Consider the following 18,294-nt stretch of genomic DNA (forward strand, 5'->3'; position numbering starts at 1 on the left):
GATGCAGGACCAGTACCGCACCGTCGCGCGCGCGGGTGTGCACGAGATCGAGATCAACCGTTCCCGCTTCCTCTGCGCGCTCGCCCCCGCGGCCACCGAGCAGGAGGCGCAGGACTTCGTCGCGGCCGTGCGCAAGGAGCACGCGGACGCCACCCACAACTGCTGGGCCTACGTCATCGGCGCGGACGCCTCCGTGCAGAAGGCCAGCGACGACGGGGAACCCGGCGGCACCGCCGGCGTCCCCATGCTCCAGATGCTGCTGCGCCGCGAGATGCGCTACGTCGTCGCCGTCGTCACCCGCTACTACGGCGGGGTCAAACTGGGCGCGGGCGGCCTCATCCGCGCGTACGGCGGCGCCGTCGGCGAGGCCCTGGACAGCATCGGCACCCTCACCCGGCGCCGGTTCCGCCTGCTCACCGTCACCGTCGACCACCAGCGGGCCGGCAAGGTCGAGAACGACCTGCGCTCCACCGGCCGCGACGTCCGGGACGTGCGCTACGGCGAGCGCGTCACCATCGAGGTCGGCCTGCCGGACGCCGACGTGGACGCCTTCCGCGCCTGGCTCGCCGACGCGACCGCGGGCACGGCCCTGCTGGAGGTGGGCGGGGAGGCGTACGGGGACGCGTGAGCGTGCGCGCCCCCTGCTGACCTCATCGGTGGTCGCCGCGCACGACGAGTCGCGGCCTTCGACGAAACGAACGCTGCCCGGGAATGACTCCCGCTGCCACGTCGGGGCGGGAGCGCATGGAGGCGCGTCCGACCAGCGAGGCCACGTGCGGTCGCCGTGGCGATGGCGTGCACCACCCCTCGGCCGGGCTCCCGTTGCCGGACCGGCGGCGGAAGCCGAGCGAGGCCCCCTTCGGGGCGGTCAGGTCGTCGCCGTCGTCCGGTCGTGGGGGTCGCCCCGGTGGGCGAGCAGGCTCGCCAGGGTCCACCGGCCGGGCCCGAGAGCGGAGATGAGCAGGAAGGACCAGCAGAACATGACGGCTGTCTCGCCGCCGTTCTCGATCGGGAAGACCGCATGGGGCTGGTGCACGACGAAGTACGCGTAGGCCATGGATCCTGAGCAGAGGAGGGCCGCGGGGCGCGTCCCGATACCGCACAGGACCAGTGTGCCGCCGAGCAGTTGGATGGCGGCAGCCCACCAGCCGGGCCACGCGGCGAAGTCGGGCTTCGCTCCGTGGGGGCCGCCCAGGACGTCGAACAGGGTGGCGGCTCCGTGACTGGCGAACAGCAGTCCCAGGACGATCCTGAACAGTCCGATCACGTGCTCGCTGTTCTTCTCCAGCGCCTTCATCGGTGTGTCTCCTCTGTCTCGCGCAGCGCTCTCGCGGAGGCTGCGTCGCGGTGGGGGGCGAAGACCGGCCCGCGGGGCTCGGGGACCTTGGTCCGGAAGGTTCACGGCGGATGGGCTGTGTCGGGGCTGTGTCGGGGCTGAGGTGTGGGCGGATGCGCGTCCGGTGCGTCACTCGGCTGATGCGGGGCTCAGAGTGCGGCCGGGTGGGGGGCGTCAGCGAGGCGGCCGCGGTGTGGCAGTCGAAGAGTGAACCACGCCCGAGGGCTTTGTCTAGACCAATAGGGCGAGAAAGTTCCCGTCGCCTACGCGAATCCGAAAGAGCCCGCCCCGCTTGGGCGTTCGTGTGCTCGACCCCTTGACCGAAACGGATCCACCGCTAAGGTCTAGACCTGAATCAAGAAGGTCTAGACCTTAGCGAGTGAGCGCGGGGGGGGGCCGGCGTCGTGCGCAGGAAGGCGGGGCGTCGAGCGGCGTGCGCCGCGGCACCGGTGTCCCCGCGCGGCTGCCCCACCCCACCGGGCGGCGCGGCGGCGCGGAGCTGCCGCCGCACCCGATGCGCGCGGTCCGCGCTCCCGGAACGGCTGCCCTGACGACGACCGAAGGAAGTGGAATGGCATGAACACGAAGAAGAAGGCGGCTCTCGCGATCGGAGCGCTGGTGGCTCCCCTGCTCGCCATCAGTCTCCCGGCAGGTACGGCCAGCGCCCACGGCTGGGTGACCGACCCCGGCAGCCGGCAGGACCAGTGCGCCGCGGGCGTCGTCGACTGCGGCCAGATCAAGTACGAGCCGCAGAGCGTCGAAGGGCCGAAGGGCCTGACCAGTTGCAGTGGCGGAAACGCTCAGTTCGCCGAGCTCGACGACGACGGCAAGGGCTGGCGGGTGACGCCGGTCAGCAGTACGCACACCTTCAACTGGCACCACACGGCACGGCACGCCACGGCCAACTGGCAGTACTACATCGGCAACACGAAGATCGCCGAGTTCGACGGCGGTGGCGCCCAGCCTCCCGCCGACGTCAGCCACCAGGTGAACTTCGGTGACTTCACCGGCCGCCAGAAGGTGCTCGCCGTGTGGAACGTGGCGGACACCGACAACGCCTTCTACGCCTGTATCGATGTCAACGTCGGCGGGGGCAACGGCGGAGGCAACGGCGGAGGTGACGGCGGCGGTGGCGACGACGGCGGCGGTGACGGTGAGCCGGGTGACTGCGTCGCGCCGCTCTGGAGCGCCGGGAGCGTGTACACCGGCGGCGACACCGTCTCCTACGGCGGACACACCTGGCGGGCCAAGTGGTGGGTGACGGGCGAGCAGCCCGGTACCACCGGTGAGTGGGGCGTCTGGGAGGACCTCGGAGTCTGCTGATCCCGGCCGGGCGGCGCGCGCCGGCGTCCACGTGTCCACCGCTCTCGTCATGTCCTGAGGCGGCGGACCGGTGAGTGGACGACGGCGTCGCCCCGCCCGCCCGGCCCCTCCGACGGCGCGGCCGGCCCTCCCTGCACGGCCGCGCCCCGGTCCCTCCGGCGGCGCGGCCGTCCGTCCCCGTACGGACGCGCAGCGGCGAGCACCGAGCCGCAGCGGGTGGCATCCGGATGCGCGGCAGGCCGGCCTCGGACGGGACGCGGCGGCGGGAACGGCCGCGGACCGGAGCCACCGCCTCGCCGAGCAGTACCGTCATCGCCGACGCGACAGACACCACGACCTGTCGAGGCGGCTCGGCCACCCCACCGCCGGGTCACGGCCGCCCCCCTGGCCGTCCGCCGTCCGACCTGCTGGCCGTCCGCCGTCCGCCCCCTGGCCGTCCGCCGTCCGACCCCCGTGTTCCGTTTGCCGTCCGCCCCCCGTGGCCGTCTGCTGTCCGATGCGGGTGGCAGACTGATGCCCGTGACGGATGAGGTGCCGGCCGGCGCCGGTGTGGCCGACGACGGTCACGAACCGTGCCGGGCCGGTGTCGGCCACCGGGGCCGAGGAGGGGGAGACATGCGGGTCGGAGTCGCGCTGTGAGATTCCTGCACACGTCCGACTGGCACCTCGGCCGGTCCTTCCACCGCGTCGGCATGCTCGACGCCCAGGCCGAGTTCATCCGCCACCTCGTGGAGACCGCGCGCGAGCGTGCCGTGGACGCGGTGGTCGTGTCCGGGGACGTGTACGACCGGGCCGTGCCGCCGCTCGCCGCGGTGGAGCTGTTCGACGACGCCCTGCACCGGCTGGCCGACCTCGGCGTGCCGACGGTGATGATCTCCGGCAACCACGACTCCGCCCGCCGTCTCGGGGTCGGCGCCGGGCTCATCGGCCGCGCCGGCATCCACCTGCGCACCGACCCGTCCGCCTGCGGCACCCCCGTCATGCTGTCCGACGCCCACGGCGAGGTCGCCTTCTACGGGCTGCCCTACCTCGAACCCGCCCTGGTGAAGGAGCGGTTCCAAGTGACGAAGGCCGCCCACGAGACGGTGCTGTCCGCCGCCATGGACCAGGTCCGCGCCGACCTCGCGGCCCGCCCGGCCGGCACCCGCAGCGTCGTGCTCGCCCACGCCTTCGTCACCGGCGGCCGGCCCAGCGACAGCGAACGGGACATCACGGTCGGCGGGGTCGCCGCCGTGCCCGCCGGGGTCTTCGACGGCGTGGACTACGTGGCGCTCGGCCACCTGCACGGCTGTCAGACGCTCACCGAGCGCGTGCGCTACTCCGGGTCGCCGCTGCCGTACTCCTTCTCGGAGGCCGGGCACCGCAAGAGCATGTGGCTCGTCGACCTGGACGCCGACGGGGCCGTCACCGCCGAGCGCGTCGACTGCCCGGTGCCCCGCCCCTTGGCCCGGATCCGCGGGCCTCTGGACCACCTGCTCGCCGATCCCGCGCTCGCGGCGCACGAGGAGGCGTGGGTCGAGGCCACCCTCACCGACCCGGTGCGCCCGGCCGACCCCATGGCGCGCATCACCGAACGGTTCCCGCACACCCTCAGCCTGGTCTTCGACCCGGACCGCGCCCCCGACGACCCCGACGTGTCCTACGCCCGGCGGCTCGCCGGGCGCGACGACCAGGAGATCGCCGAGGACTTCGTCGCCCACGTGCGCGGCGCCGGACCCGACGCACGGGAACGCGCCGTGCTGCGGGACGCCTTCGACGCGGTGCGCGCGGACGACGTGGCCGGGGAGGTGGCCCGGTGAGACTGCACCGGCTGGACCTCACCGCCTTCGGGCCGTTCGGCACCGCCCAGAGCGTCGACTTCGACGACCTCTCCGCCGCCGGTCTCTTCCTGCTGCACGGCCCCACCGGCGCCGGGAAGACGTCGGTGCTCGACGCCGTCTGCTACACGCTCTACGGAGCCGTCCCCGGCGCGCGGCAGAGCGGCCAGGGGACCACCCTGCGCAGCGACCACGCCGACCCCGGCACCCGCACCGAGGTCACCCTCGAACTCACCGTCGCCGGCCGCCGCCTGCGCGTCACCCGGCAACCGCCCTGGGAACGCCCGAAGAAGCGCGGCACCGGCACCACCGTCGACAAGGCCCAGACCTGGCTGAGCGAACGCGACCCGGTCGGCGGCACCTGGAAGGACCTCAGCCGCTCGCACCAGGAGATCGGCGAGGAGATCACCCAGCTCCTCGGCATGAGCCGCGAACAGTTCTGCCAGGTCGTCCTGCTGCCGCAGGGCGACTTCGCGCGCTTCCTGCGGGCCGACGCCGAAGCCCGCGGCCGGCTCCTCGGGCGCCTGTTCGACACCCGGCGGTTCGCCGAGGTCGAGAAGCGCCTCGCCGAACGCCGGCGCGGCACCGAGGCCCGGGTCCGGGAGGGCGACGCCGCGCTGCTGGCCGACGCGCACCGCATGCAGCAGGCCGCCGGCGACACCATGGACCTGCCCGACCTCACCCCCGGCGACCCCGGCCTGGCCGACGCCGTGCTGAGCGCCGCCGCCGTCGCCCGCAGCACCGCGCGCGAACAGCTCACCGTGGCCCACTGCCGGCTCGCCGCCGCCGAGTCCGCGCGGACCGCCGCCTCCGACGCCCTCGACGAGAGCCGCGAACGGGACCGGCTGCAACGCCGGTTCGCCGAGGCCCGCGAACGCGCCGCCCGGCTGGCGGAGCGGGCCGCCGGCCACCGGGAGAACGAGGCGCGCATGGCGCGCGCCCGCAAGGCGGAGACGGTGGCCGCCGCGCTGGACCTGCGCGAGTCCGCCGACACCGACCACCGCCGCGCGACCGCCGCCGAAACCCGCGCCCGCGCCCTGCTCCCCGCCGCACTCGCCGACGCGGGCGCGGCCGGACTCGCGGCAGCCGCCCGGCGGGCCGCCGAGGAACGGGGCGGACTGGAGTCCGCCCGCCGGGCCGGGCAGCGCCTCACCCGACTCCTCGACGAACGCTCCGACCTGGACCGCCAGGAGCGTGCCGACGCGGACGTCCTGGACGAGGCCGAGGCGTGGCTCGCCCAGTGGGAACGCACCCGCGACGGACTCCGCGAGGCCATCGACACCGCCCAGCAGGCCGCCGCCCGCGCCGACGACCTCGCCGCCCGGCGCGACGCCGCCGCGCAGCGGCTGACCGCCGCCCGGCAGCGCGACGACCTGGCCGCCCGCACCGAGGACGCCCGCCGCACCGCCCTGGACGCAGCCGAACGCGCCACCCGGGCCCGCGCCCACTGGCTCGACCTCAAGGAGCAGCGCCTCGACGGCATCGCCGCCGAACTCGCCGCCCACCTCACCGACGGCGCCCCCTGCGCCGTCTGCGGCGCCACCGAACACCCCGCCCCCGCCCGCCGGGACGCCGGACACGTCGACCGGGAGACCGAGGAACGCGCCCTCGCGGACAGCCGCGCCGCGGAGGAAGCGCACGCGGAGGACGAACGGACGCTGTCCACGCTCCGCGAGGCCCTCGCCGCCGCCCGCGCCGAGGCCGGCGACACCCCCGTCGAGCGGCTCGCCGATGCCCTCGCCGAGCTGGAGGACGCGTACGCCCGGGCCCGCGACGCGGCGTCCCTGCTGCACCCCGCCCAGGAGGAGCTGCGCCGCGCGGAACGGGAACACGCGCTGCGCACCGCCGCCCGCCAGGAGGCCGCCGTCCGGGCGGCGTCCCGGGTGGGCCACCGCGAACGCCTGGACCGGGAGCGGGCCGCGCTGGAGGAGGAACTGACCCGGGCCCGGGGCACCGCGCGCAGCGTCACCGAACGCGCCGCCGAACTGGAACGGGACGTCGCCCGGCTCACCGAGGCCGCCGACGCCGCCCGCACCGCCGAGGACACCGCCCAGCGGCTCAAGGATGCCGACGCCCGGCTCGCCGACGCCGCCTACCGGGCCGGGTTCGACACCCCCGAGGACGCCGCCGCCGCCCGCCTCGACGACGCCGCCCACCGGGAGCTGCAACGACGGCTCGACGCCTGGCAGCACGAGGAGGCCGCCGTCCGCGCGGTCCTCGCCGAACCCGGTACCGCGGCTGCCGCCGCACAGCCGCCGGCCGACGTGGCCGCAGCGCAGCGCGCCGCCGAGGAGGCCGACCGGCGGGTGCGCGAGGCGGCCTCCGCGCGTGACGCCGCCGCCCGCCGCTGCGCCGAACTCGACCGGCTCTCCGCCCGGTGCGCCGACGGGGCCCGCCGGCTGGCGCCGCTGCGGGAGGAGTACGACCGGGTGGCCCGGCTGGCCACGCTCACCGCGGGCACCTCCGCGGACAACGACCGCAGGATGCGGCTGGAGTCCTACGTGCTCGCCGCCCGGCTGGAGCAGGTGGCCGCCGCCGCGACCGTGCGGCTGCGCCGGATGTCGTCGGGCCGCTACACCCTCGTCCACTCCGACGACCGTGCCGGCCGCGGGCGCAGCGGCCTCGGGCTGCACGTCGTCGACGCCTGGACCGGACGGGAGCGGGACACGGCGACGCTGTCCGGCGGCGAGACGTTCTTCGCCTCGCTCGCCCTCGCCCTGGGCCTCGCGGACGTCGTCACCGACGAGGCGGGCGGCGTCCGGCTGGACACCCTGTTCATCGACGAGGGCTTCGGCAGCCTGGACGACCAGACCCTCGACGAGGTCCTCGACGTCCTGGACTCCCTGCGCGAACGCGACCGCAGCGTGGGCATCGTGAGCCACGTCCCCGACCTGCGGCGGCGGATCCACGCCCAGCTGGAGGTCGTCAAGTCCCGCTCCGGGTCGGTGCTGCGACAGCGCGGCGGTGGCTGAACCCCCGTGACGGGGGCGCGAGTTGAGCCTGTAGGTTCGGCGCATGGTGCGTCACGCGGAGCCGGGCACGGCACAGTGGGTCGAATCGGGCGGCGGGCCGCTCGTCGCGGTGCCGGAGGCGGTGCTGCCGTTCTGGACGGGCGCCGACGGCGAGGAGGCGGCCTCGGACTACGACCGGGCCTGCGACGTGGACGGCCCGGTCGGCCTCCTCCCCGTCGGGGACGGCGCCGCCCTCGTCCTGGGCGACGAACCGGCCGCCACCGCCTACCTCCTCGAGCACCGCACCCTCGTCCGGTGGATCGCCGCCGACACCGAGGACGACCTCCTGGCGTGCGTCCCGGCGGCCCTGGAGACGGCGGACTGGGAGCCCGGGGTGCGGTGGAGGGTGCCCGGCCCGGTCCTGCTGTTCGACGCCGCCTGGCCCGGCTCCCGGTCCGCCGGCACCGACCACCTGCGCATCCCCCTGCCGCCCGGCCCCTACACGGTCCGCGCGGCCCAGGTGCGACCCGGCCCGGAGACCTGGCTGACCCTTGTCCGGTTGAGCGGGGCATCCTGACCCGGGCCCGAGCCGGAGCCGACCCGAACGGGCCCGCACAGGCCCCGGACCTGTCCCCGACCCGCCTCGACCGGCCCTGAGCCGCATCGGACCGGCTCGGACCTGCCCCGGACCTGCCCCGGAAACGACCCGAACCCCGCCCGGACCTGCCCCGGCGGGAAAACCCGGGTGCGCGGGCGCCCGACGGCCCCCATGATGGGCCACCATGCCCCGACTGCCGCACCCCGATCCCGACCCCGCCTCCCCGCGCCGCGACGCCCTGCCGCTGCGGGGCCGCACCGCCCTGGTCACCGGCGCCGCCCGCCGCGCCGGCATCGGCTACGCGGTGGCCCGGCGCCTGGCGGCGTACGGCGCCAGCGTCTACCTGCACCACCACGTGCCGCACGACGCCGCCCAGCCGTGGGGCGCCGACCGGCCCGAGGAGGTGGCCGCCGGGGTCCGTGCCGCCCTCGCCGATCCCGACGCGACGGTGCACGAGGGGCCCGGCGACCTCAGTGACCCGGCGGCCCCCGCCGCCCTGCACGCCCGCGCCACCGAGGCACTCGGCGGACGACTCGACATCCTCGTCGCCAACCACGCCCTCAGCGGCTCGGACGGCGACCTCGACACCGTCGACGCCGCGATGCTCGACGCGCACTGGGCCGTCGACACCCGCTCGGTCCTGCTCCTGGTCCAGGCCCATGCCCGGCACCGCGCCGCCCTGCCGCCCCGCACGCCCGGCGGCCGGGTGCTGATGATGACCTCCGGACAGGACATCGCGGGCGGCATGCCGGACGAGATCGCCTACGCGCTCCAGAAGGGCGCGCTGGCCTCCGTCACCCGTTCGCTGGCCACCGCGCTCGCCCCGCACGCGGTCACCGTCAACACCGTCAACCCCGGCCCGGTGGACACCGGCTATCTGACCGGTGACGCCTACGACGCGGTCGCCGCCCGCTTCCCCGCCGGACGGTGGGGCAGGCCCGACGACCCCGCCCGCCTCCTGGCCTGGCTGGCCACCGACGAGGCGGAGTGGATCACCGGGCAGGTCATCGACTCCGAGGGCGGCTTCCGGCGCTGACGGCGCCCCGCACGCCGCCGGCCGCCCCGGCGCGCGGGGGCAGCGGTCCGGGCCCGCGACGAGGCGGGCCCGGACGCACGCGTGCGTACCGCTACAGCGCGGACAGTTCGTCCACCAGGTCGTCCAGGCCCAGCGACCCCTGCGACAGGGCGGCCATGTGCCACGCCTTCAGGTCGAAGGCGTCCCCGTGGCGTGCCCGGGCGTTCTCCCGGCCCCGCAGCCACGCCCGCTCGCCCAGCTTGTAGCCGATCGCCTGGCCCGGGATCGTCAGGTAGCGCGTCAGCTCGCTCTCCACGAAGTCCGCCGGGCGGCTGCTGTGCGCGCCGAAGAACTCCTGCGCCAGATCCGGCGTCCAGCGCTCACCCGGGTGGAACGGCGAGTCGGCCGGGATCTCCAGCTCCAGGTGCATGCCGATGTCCACGATCACCCGGACCGCCCGCATCATCTGCGCGTCGAGGTAGCCGAGCCGCTCCTCCGCGTCTGTGAGGAAGCCCAGCTCGTCCATCAGCCGCTCCGCGTAGAGCGCCCAGCCCTCGGCGTTGGCGCTGACCATGCCGATCGACGCCTGGTAGCGGGAGAGGTCGTCGGCCACGTGCACCCACTGCGCCAGCTGGAGGTGATGGCCGGGCACCCCCTCGTGGTACCACGTCGACACCAGGTCGTAGACCGGGAACCGGTCCAGGCCCATGGTGGGCAGCCAGGTCTGGCCCGGCCGGGAGAAGTCCTCCGACGGGGGCGTGTAGTACGGCGCCGCCGCGCTGCCCGGCGGGGCGATCCGGGACTCCACCCGCCGTACCCGCTCGGCCAGTTCGAAGTGCGTGCCGTCGAGGGACTCGATCGCCCGGTCCATCACGCCCTGGAGCCAGTCCCGGACCTCGTCGACGCCCTCGATGTGCCGGCCGTGCTCGTCGAGGTGGGCCAGCGCCACCCACGGCGTCGCGGCGCCGGGCAGGATCTTCTCGGCCTCCGCGCGCATCTCGCCGAGCAGCCGGTGGTACTCGGCCCAGCCGTAGGCGTACGCCTCGTCCAGGTCGAGGTCCGTGCCGTTGAAGTACCGCGCCCAGCGGGCGTAGCGCTCCCGGCCCACCGTGTCGGGCGCGCCCTCCACGGCGGGCGCGTACACGTCGCGCATCCAGTCGCGCAGCTCCACCACGGCGGCGGTGGCCGCCCGGCCCGCCTCGTCCAGCTCCGCGCGCAGGGCGTCCGGGCCCGCGGCGGCGAAGTCCTCGAACCAGCCGCGGCCCTCACCCGTGTCGGACCACTCGGTGAGCTGTCCGACGAACGTGGCGGTCGGCCGCGGCGCCGCGTACAGCTTCCGCTCCAGGCCGAGCGCCAGCGACTCCCGGTAGCCGCCCAGCGCGGCCGGTACGGCGCGCAGCCGCTCGGCGATCGCGGCCCAGTCCTCCTCCGTGTCCGCCGGGGTCACCGTGAACACCTCGCGCACCGACTGCGCGACCGTGCCCAGGTTGCCCACCGAGCGGAGCCCTTCCTCGGCCTCGTGCACGGCCAGTTCGGCGGTGAGCCGCTCGCGCAGCAGCCGGGCGCACCGCCGCTCGACGCCGCTGTCCGCGCCGGGGCGCCGCTCCGCCTCGTCCAGCCGTGCGAGCGTGGCGCGTTGCAGGTCCGCGAGGGCTTCCTGCCCGGCGGGCGACAGGTCGGGCAGCCGGGAGGAACTCTCCCGGACGCCCAGGTAGGTACCGGTGATCGGGTCGAGGGCGACGAGGGCGTCGACGTAGGCGTCGGCGACCTGACGGGGCAGCGGGCTGTGGGTGGTCTCTGACATGCACACCATCCTGGTACGCCGCCCTCCGCGCGTCACCCCGATTGAGCCGAGGGCGAAGACGGCAGGAGCGGCCCGCAGTCCCACTGCTGGAAGATCAGCCGGGTCTCCACCCGCGCCACCTCCCGCCGGGAGGTGAACTCGTCCAGGACGAGGCGCTGCAGATCCGTCATGTCGGCCACCGCGACGTGCACGAGGTAGTCGTCCGGCCCGGTCAGGTGGAACACCGTCAGCGACTCCGGCAGTTCCCGGATCCGCTCCACGAACGGCCCGACCAGCTCCCGCCGGTGGGGTCTGACCTGGACGGACAGCAGGGCCTGGAGCCCCCGGCCCAGCTTGGCGGGGTCCAGCTTCAGCCGGTGCCCGAGGATCACGCCGGAGCGCCGCAGCCGGGTCACCCGGTCCAGGCAGGTCGACGGCGCGACCCCGACCTGCGCGGCGAGGTCCCGGTAGGTCGTCCGGGCGTCGTTCTGCAACAGCCGCAGCAGGTGCAGATCCACCGGATCCAGTACGACGGATTCAGCCACTGACCGAACGTAGCACGGGAAACCGCCCCTCGCGCCCGTCCGGTGTTCACCCTTCCGCCATGGACCTGGGCATGGACACGCGAAGCGCGCACACGCGCGGCACCCCGAGAGCACTCGCCACCGAGGCCGTGCACGCCGGCCGGGACGACCTCGCCCGGCAGGGCCTGCACGCCCCGCCGATCGACCTGTCCACCACCTACCCCTCGTACGACAGCCGGGCCGAGGCGGCCCGCATCGACGCGTTCGCCACCACGGGCGCGGAACCGGACGGCCCGCCCGTCTACGGACGGCTCGGCAACCCGACCGTCGCCCGCTTCGAGACCGCCCTGGCACGCCTGGAGGGCACCGAGGCCGCCGTCGCCTTCGCCAGCGGCATGGCCGCGCTCTCCGCCGTCCTGCTGGTGCGCGGCGCCATGGGCCTGCGGCACGTCGTCGCCGTCCGGCCGCTCTACGGCTGCAGCGACCACTTGCTCACCGCCGGACTGCTCGGATCCGAGGTGACCTGGACCGACCCGGCGGGCGTCGCGGACGCCCTGCGCCCCGATACCGGCCTGGTGCTCGTCGAGTCGCCGGCCAACCCCACGCTCGCCGAGATCGACCTGCGGGCCGTCGCCCACGCCTGCGGCTCGGTGCCGCTGCTGGTCGACAACACCTTCGCCACCCCGGTGCTCCAGCGCCCCGCCGAGCACGGCGCCCGCATGGTGCTGCACAGCGCCACCAAGTACCTGGGCGGGCACGGGGACGTCCTGGCCGGCGTGGTGGCCTGCGACGAGGAGACGGCCGGCCGGCTGCGGCAGGTGCGCTTCGCTACCGGCGGTGTGCTGCACCCGCTCGCGGGCTACCTGCTGCTGCGCGGACTGTCCACGCTGCCGGTCCGGGTCCGGGCCGCGTCCGCGAACGCCGCGGAACTCGTCCGCCGGCTGGCCGCCGACCCGCGCGTGGCCCGGGTGCACTACCCGTCCATCGGCGGGGCGATGGTCTCCTTCGAGGTGCACGGCGACCCGCACGCGGTGATCGCCGGGGTCCGGCTGATCACCCCGGCCGTCAGCCTCGGCAGTGTGGACACGCTCATCCAGCACCCGGCCTCCATCAGCCACCGCATCGTCGACGCCGACGACCGCCGCGAGGCCGGCGTGGGCGACCGTCTGCTGCGCCTCTCGGTGGGCCTGGAGGACGTCGACGACCTGTGGGCCGACCTGGACGCGGCCCTGGGGGAGCGCGAGCCGGCCCAGGGGGAGCCGGCGCGCACGGAGGTGCCGGCGTAGCGCCCCGGCGCACCGCACCGGGTTCCGGGCGGCCCGGCGGTCACTCCGCCGGGCCGCCCGCCGCTGTCCGCTTCCGCCGCCGTTCGCCTCATCCGCGTCCCCCGCCGCTGTGGGCGTCGTCCCTCGTGCCCGCCCGTGGTCGGCGGCATGGGCGTTGTGGCCGTCCTGGGCGTAGGGGGCGTCCTGGGCGTCCTGGACGTCAAGGGCCGGATCCGCGGCCGGGACCCGGCCGGAACCCGGCCCGTCCGCCGTGGCCCGCCCGCCGTCCCCCGTGCGCCCGAACAGCGCCGCGACGGGGCCGTCACGCCACGGGCGGCGCCGCATCGGGTGCCGCGCGCCGCACCGGGCCGCCGCCTCCCGCGTCACGACCGGCCGACGCGCTCCCCGCGGCCGGGACCGGCACCCGGCCGCCCGGCGTCCGCCCCGGCTCCCGCGCCGCGCGGGGTGCGTCTGTGGTCCGCCGGGGCGGCGTCCACCTGGGCGGTGATGACGAGGGTGCCCTCCTCGATCCGGTAGTCGAGGGGGAGTCCCAGACCGCGCATGGCGGCGACCATGCCGGTGTTCGACGCCTGCGTCACGGCGTACACCTGGGCGCAGCCCGCCTCCGCGGCCATCGTCACGAGCCGGCCGAGCAGTTCGCGGCCGATGCCCCGGTGCTGCCACGCGTCCTCGACGATCAGCGCCACCTCCGTCTCGTCACCGTCCCACAGCAGGTGGCCCAGGCCGACGATGCGGCCCGAGGCGGTCTGCGCGGCGAGGGTGCGGCCGAAGCGCGGGCCGAGCAGGTGCCGCAGATAGCGGTCCGCGTCGCCGACCGGGCCGTGGTAGCGCATCCGCAGGGTCCGGGGCGAGCACCGCCGGTGCATGTCCCGCGCGGCCGGCACGTCGGAGGTGTCGGCCCGGCGCACCGTCACGTCCCGGCCCTCGGCCAGGGTCAGCACGTCCCGTCCGGCGGGGAGCCGGGGGCCGAGCCGGGCGTCCAGGTCCACGAGCGCCCGGGCGCGGGCGAACTCCGTGGGCGTGAACGGCAGATGCGGCCGCTCGACGACGATGGTGCCCCCGTCGGGGGCGCGCAGCCGCATCACGGTGGCTTCCAGCCCGTCCTCCGCCGGGGTCCCGTCCGCCGACGGGTGGCCGGGCCGGGGGGCGGGCAGCGAGCGGATCGTGCAGCGGCCCAGCAACTGGCGCAGGCTCAGGGGGAGTTCCGCCGCGTCCAGCGCGGTGCGGGCGGCCATGGCCAGGACCCGGGTCGGGATGTCCGCCAGGTCGTGCGCGTCCGCCCGTTCGATCCAGGTGTCCGTGCCCCCGGCGGCCGACACCGCGGAGGACAGCTCGGCCCCGGCCAGGGCGGCCGGGGCGCGCAGCAGGAACTCGTCCACCGTGGCGGTGCCCAGCGGGTGTGTCTGCAGGCTCAGGATGTCGACCTCCCGCCCGGCGAGCGCCGTGCACAGCGCGGCCAGCGACCCCGGCCGGTCCTCCACCGTGGTCCGCATCCGCCACAGGGCGCCCTCGGGGCGGGCGCCACCGGTATCCGGTTGGGGCGGTGGCGCGTGACCGGGGCGTCGTGCCCGTTCCCTGCGGAACAGCGCCGCCAGGGAACGGGCGGGGCGGGCCGACGGGTTCGGGCGGCCGGCGCGGCCGTGCGGGACGGGGGACGTCGGATCCGACATGTCTCGACTCATGCGTCCACCGTGAACCCGGCGTGTTGCGTGATCACGAACGCGCTGTGACCGGTGAGTAAAGAGTTCCTGTGTCCGGATTGCCCCTCCCCGGCCGGGGTGTCCGCGCTACTGGCCGACCCGCCCCGGCAGCAGCCGCTTCGTGTACAGCACGGTGCCGTCCTGCTCCCGCAGCCGTACCGTCAACTCCCCGCTGTCGCCGTCGATGTCGACCTGGCCGAAGAACTGGTACCCCTCGGCGGGCGAGACGTTCGACGCGGTCGGCGCCTTGACGAAGACCCGTTCCGGTCCGAAGGTCCCGTCGAGTGCGACCGCCGGGAAGGCGCCGGCGTTCAGCGGCCCGGAGACGAACTCCCAGAACGGCTCGAAGTCGCCGAACGCCGCCCGCTCGGGCCGGTAGTGCTGCGCCGAGGTGTGGTGCACGTCGGCCGTGAGCCACACCGTGCCGGTGATCCGCCGGTGCTTGACGAACCGCAGCAGCTCGGCGATCTGCAGTTCACGCCCGAGGGGCGCGCCCGGGTCGCCCTGGGCCACCGCCTCGACGTGCGGCCGGCCCTCGGTGGTGTCCGGCACGACCAGCCCGATCGGCATGTCCGCGGCGATCACCTTCCACACCGCCCGCGACCGCGCCAGCTCCCGCTTCAGCCAGTCCAGTTGCTCGCGGCCCAGGATGCCCTGCGGGTCCACGGTCTGCCGGCCGGGGGAGTTGGCGTTGCGGTGGGTCCGCATGTCCAGGACGAACACGTCGAGCAGCGGCCCCTGCCGCAGCACCCGGTACATCCGGCGCTCGCGGGCGCCCGGCCGGGGCGCCGCCGTGGGGAAGTACTCGCCGAAGGCGCGACGGGCCCGGGCCGCCAGCACGTCGACGCTCTTCTCCGTGTAGCGGGTGTCCGTGTCGGCGATGGTCTGGCCCGGGTACCAGTTGTTGCGCACCTCGTGGTCGTCCCACTGCACGATCGACGGCACCCGCGCGTTGAACCGGCGCAGGTTCTCGTCGAGCAGGTTGTAGCGGAAGGCGCCGCGGAACTCGGCCAGGGTCTCGGCGACCTTGGACTTCTCCTCGGTGGTCACGTTGCGCCACGGGCGGCCGTCGGGCAGGGTCCGGGTCGCCTCGATCGGCCCGTCGGCGTAGACGGTGTCCCCGCTGAACAGGAAGAAGTCGGGGTCCAGCCGGGACATGGCGTCGAAGATCCGGTAGCCGCCCGCGTCCGGGTTGATGCCCCAGCCCTGCCCGGCCAGGTCGCCCGACCAGACGAACCGGACGCCGTCCCGCCGCCGCACCGGTGCGGTGCGCAGGACACCGGTGACCGGCTCGCCGGAGCGGCGCGGATCGTCGGGGTCGGTGAGCGTCACCCGGTAGTGGATCGTCTCGCCCGGGGGGAGGCCCAGCAGGCGGGTCGTGCCGGTGAAGTCCGTCCCGGCGCCGAGCAGCGGGCCGCGCCAGGGGCGGGCGTTGCGGAACGACTCCGTCGCCGAGGTCTCCACGAGCATCCGGGCCGGCCGGTCCGACCGCACCCACACGAGCCCGGAGTGGTGCGTGACCTCGCCGCTCTGCACGCCCCACGGCGCACGCGGGCGTCCGGACCGGGCGAAGGCCGGGGCCTGCCCGAGGGCGGGGGAGAGGGCCACGGCCGCCGAGGCCGCGAGCGATCCGCGCAACACGGCGCGGCGGGCGGGGAACTGACGGTGTGTCATGGAGGCGCCTCCAGGGACGGGAGCCGGGATCCGGTCAGTGTGCGCCGTCAGATGTACGCGGGCGGCGCGGCACGCACCCGAACTCCGCGTGAACAACCGGATCGCGCCACCCCGGGCGGTACCCGGCCCGCAGGCCCGCCGGCCGTCCGGGCGCGGGCGTCGGGCACTCGCGCGGACCGCGGGCCCGTCGGCCCACCGGCCCTCCGGACGTCGGCGCCCGGGGTTCGCGCCGGCCGGCGCCCGCCGCGGACCCGTCCCGCCCGGGCCTCAGCGGCTGCCGTCGAGGAGGACGCGGGCGACGAGCGCCGGGTCGTCGTTCATCGGCACGTGACCGCAGCCCGGCAGCCGCACCAGCCGGGCGCGCGGGATCATCCGCTTGGCCCGCACCCCCTGCCGGGGGATCAGCAGCCGGTCCCGGCTGCCCCAGGCCACGGTGACCGGGATGCCGGGCACGTCGTCGGTGAAGCGCACGGTGGTGCCCGCCCGCAGGGTCTCGGTGAACGCGGGCGCCCCGGCGAGCGCGAGCGTCTCGGCGACCACCGCCCCGGGCGCACGGCGTCCGGGGCGGGCGTAGATGGTGCTGGTGAGGGCGGCCCGGCCGGCCGCGGAGCGGGCGAGCCGCTCGATCAGGGGCAGCGGCATCCGCTCCGCGAGGCGCCGCATCGCGAGGAGCACGCCGAAGGCGTAGCGCCGTTCCGCCGGGGTCCAGAACCCGGCGGGGGAGAGCGCCGTGACGGAGCGGGCGAGTCCCGCCCGGCCCAGTTCCAGCGCCAGCAGGCCGCCGAGCGAGTTGCCCGCCACGTGGGGCCGCTCGACCCCCAGTTCGGCGCAGAGCGCGCCGAGGACCGCGGTCATGGTCGGCAGGTCGTGGGGCAGACCGTCGGGCAGGGCGGGCGAGGCGCCGAACCCCGGGAGGTCCACGGCGATCACCTCCCGTTCCGTCGCCAGGATGTCCGCGACCGGGTCCCAGGCCTGCCGGTGGTGGCCGATGCCGTGCAGCAGCAGGAGCGGCTCCCCGCGACCGGCGCGCGCACAGGACAAGGTCACGGTGCGCGGGCCGTGCGCGGTGGTGACCTGGAAGGAGACGGTCGCGGACATGAGGGTGCTCCTCGTCTGGGACTCGTGGGCCGGAACCCGTGGACTGGGATCGCGCGGCCCGGGCGCGGTGCCGGACCCCGGACGCCGCTCGACGCCGTAGACAGCTTGTCAGCAATCGCTACCGACGGGTAGCCCCGAGCGGGTCCGAGCGTCCCGACGGCGGGCGCCGCTCCGTACGCGCCGGTCGGCCCGCCTGGACACCGCCCGCTCCGTACGCGCCGGTCGGTCCGCCTGGACACCGCCCGCTCCGTGGGCTGGGATGGCCGGGTGAGCGACGCCACCCGGACCGACGTCTTCGAGGAACACCGCTCCCTCCTGCTCGGCGTCGCCTACCGCATGCTCGGCCGCGTGTCCGACGCCGAGGACGTCGTCCAGGACGCCTGGCTGCGCTGGTCGGACGGCGACCGGTCCGACGTCCGTGATCCGCGTGCCTTCCTGGTGCGGGTCACCGCCCGCCTGGCCGTCGACCGGCTGCGCCGGATCACGGCACGCGGCGAGACCTACGTCGGCCCGTGGCTGCCCGAGCCGTACCTCACCGCGTTCGGGGACACCGCGCCCGACACCGCCGAGCGGGCCGTGCTCGCCGACTCCGTCTCGCTCGCCGTGCTCGTTGTCCTGGAGACGCTGTCCCCGCTGGAGCGCGCGGTCTTCGTCCTGCGCGAGGCCTTCGGCTTCCCGCACGCGGAGATCGCCGCCCTGCTGGACCGCTCCGAACCGGCCGTGCGCCGGCTCGCCGCGCGCGCCCGGAAGCACGTCGCCGAGCGCCGCCCGCGCTACGACGCCGACCCCGCGCACCGCCGCGACCTCACCGAGCGGTTCCTGGCCGCCGCGGCCGGCGGCGACCTGGAGGGGCTGCTCGACCTGCTCGCCCCGGACGCCCGGCTCATCGGCGACAGCGGCGGCCGGTCGCGCGCCCCCCTGCGGGTGCTGCGCGGCGCCGACCACGTGGCCCGCTTCCTCGCCGGGGTCGCGGCGAAGGGCGTGCCGGACCTCACCGTCCGCGTGCTGGAACTGAACGGCGGCCCCGCGGTGCTCGTCCTCTCCGGGGGCAGGCTCGACGCCGTCTTCCAGGTGGACGTCGCCGACGGACGCGTCCGGACCGTCTACCTCATCCGCAACCCGGACAAGCTCCGCTCCCTGTCCGACATCGAATGACCCCTCCGGCCGCGGCTTCCGGGCCCCGTCCATC

General features: G+C 75.7%; 14 protein-coding genes. 8 read left to right on the plus strand and 6 right to left on the minus strand.

Going from position 1 to position 18,294, the window contains the following annotated elements; translation table 11 throughout:
* Position 1: 1 nt before the first annotated feature.
* Entirely contained in the window at positions 2 to 628 is a 627-nt protein-coding gene (locus AC02VZ_RS09275) for a YigZ family protein (protein WP_432053595.1), read from the plus strand.
* A gap of 240 nt (positions 629 to 868) precedes the next feature.
* Here AC02VZ_RS09275 and AC02VZ_RS09280 read toward each other — a convergent pair whose 3' ends face one another.
* Positions 869 to 1,297: a DoxX family protein gene (locus tag AC02VZ_RS09280; protein WP_476475073.1), complete on the minus strand. Its 429-nt coding sequence runs from the start codon at positions 1,295 to 1,297 to the stop codon at positions 869 to 871.
* A gap of 615 nt (positions 1,298 to 1,912) precedes the next feature.
* On the opposite strand from AC02VZ_RS09280, the gene AC02VZ_RS09285 reads away from it, so the two are divergent.
* From AC02VZ_RS09285 to AC02VZ_RS09305, 5 genes are all read left to right on the plus strand, one after another.
* Positions 1,913 to 2,659, plus strand: a complete 747-nt coding sequence (locus tag AC02VZ_RS09285) for a lytic polysaccharide monooxygenase (protein WP_476475074.1) — start codon at positions 1,913 to 1,915, stop codon at positions 2,657 to 2,659.
* A gap of 635 nt (positions 2,660 to 3,294) precedes the next feature.
* Entirely contained in the window at positions 3,295 to 4,458 is a 1,164-nt protein-coding gene (locus AC02VZ_RS09290; RefSeq protein WP_476475075.1) for an exonuclease SbcCD subunit D, read from the plus strand.
* Positions 4,455 to 7,448 carry an AAA family ATPase gene (locus AC02VZ_RS09295; RefSeq protein WP_476475076.1) on the plus strand — a complete coding sequence of 998 codons (2,994 nt, stop codon included), beginning with the start codon at positions 4,455 to 4,457 and terminating at the stop codon, positions 7,446 to 7,448. Before AC02VZ_RS09290 ends, AC02VZ_RS09295 begins: the two co-directional genes overlap by 4 nt.
* A gap of 43 nt (positions 7,449 to 7,491) precedes the next feature.
* A complete protein-coding gene (locus AC02VZ_RS09300) occupies positions 7,492 to 8,004 on the plus strand; it encodes an immunity 21 family protein (protein ID WP_432053600.1) in 513 nt (170 codons plus the stop codon).
* Between the two features lie 205 nt (positions 8,005 to 8,209).
* On the plus strand, positions 8,210 to 9,061 hold the full coding sequence (locus tag AC02VZ_RS09305; protein ID WP_476475077.1) for an SDR family oxidoreductase: 852 nt from the start codon (positions 8,210 to 8,212) through the stop codon (positions 9,059 to 9,061).
* A 91-nt stretch (positions 9,062 to 9,152) separates the two neighbouring features.
* Here the strand turns inward: AC02VZ_RS09305 and AC02VZ_RS09310 are convergent, their stop codons facing one another.
* Positions 9,153 to 10,844, minus strand: coding sequence for a DUF885 domain-containing protein (locus AC02VZ_RS09310; protein ID WP_476475078.1), 1,692 nt, complete (start codon positions 10,842 to 10,844; stop codon positions 9,153 to 9,155).
* Between the two features lie 32 nt (positions 10,845 to 10,876).
* On the minus strand, positions 10,877 to 11,368 hold the full coding sequence (locus tag AC02VZ_RS09315) for an Lrp/AsnC family transcriptional regulator (protein WP_164337401.1): 492 nt from the start codon (positions 11,366 to 11,368) through the stop codon (positions 10,877 to 10,879).
* Positions 11,369 to 11,439: 71 nt separating this feature from the next.
* On the opposite strand from AC02VZ_RS09315, the gene AC02VZ_RS09320 reads away from it, so the two are divergent.
* Entirely contained in the window at positions 11,440 to 12,633 is a 1,194-nt protein-coding gene (locus tag AC02VZ_RS09320) for a trans-sulfuration enzyme family protein (protein WP_476475079.1), read from the plus strand.
* A gap of 362 nt (positions 12,634 to 12,995) precedes the next feature.
* Here AC02VZ_RS09320 and AC02VZ_RS09325 read toward each other — a convergent pair whose 3' ends face one another.
* The 3 genes from AC02VZ_RS09325 to AC02VZ_RS09335 all read right to left on the minus strand — a co-directional run bounded on the left by AC02VZ_RS09325 (position 12,996) and on the right by AC02VZ_RS09335 (position 17,105).
* Complete coding sequence (locus AC02VZ_RS09325) at positions 12,996 to 14,303, minus strand: GNAT family N-acetyltransferase (RefSeq protein ID WP_476475080.1); 1,308 nt, start codon at positions 14,301 to 14,303, stop codon at positions 12,996 to 12,998.
* A gap of 117 nt (positions 14,304 to 14,420) precedes the next feature.
* Entirely contained in the window at positions 14,421 to 16,007 is a 1,587-nt protein-coding gene (locus tag AC02VZ_RS09330) for an alkaline phosphatase D family protein (protein WP_476475081.1), read from the minus strand.
* A gap of 267 nt (positions 16,008 to 16,274) precedes the next feature.
* Positions 16,275 to 17,105 carry an alpha/beta fold hydrolase gene (locus AC02VZ_RS09335; RefSeq protein ID WP_476475082.1) on the minus strand — a complete coding sequence of 277 codons (831 nt, stop codon included), beginning with the start codon at positions 17,103 to 17,105 and terminating at the stop codon, positions 16,275 to 16,277.
* Between the two features lie 267 nt (positions 17,106 to 17,372).
* Between AC02VZ_RS09335 and AC02VZ_RS09340 the strand changes: the two genes are divergently transcribed.
* Positions 17,373 to 18,260: an RNA polymerase sigma-70 factor gene (locus tag AC02VZ_RS09340; RefSeq protein ID WP_476475083.1), complete on the plus strand. Its 888-nt coding sequence runs from the start codon at positions 17,373 to 17,375 to the stop codon at positions 18,258 to 18,260.
* The last annotated feature ends 34 nt before the right edge of the window (positions 18,261 to 18,294 follow it).

The sequence above is a fragment of the Streptomyces sp. 3-6 genome, from assembly GCF_056323165.1.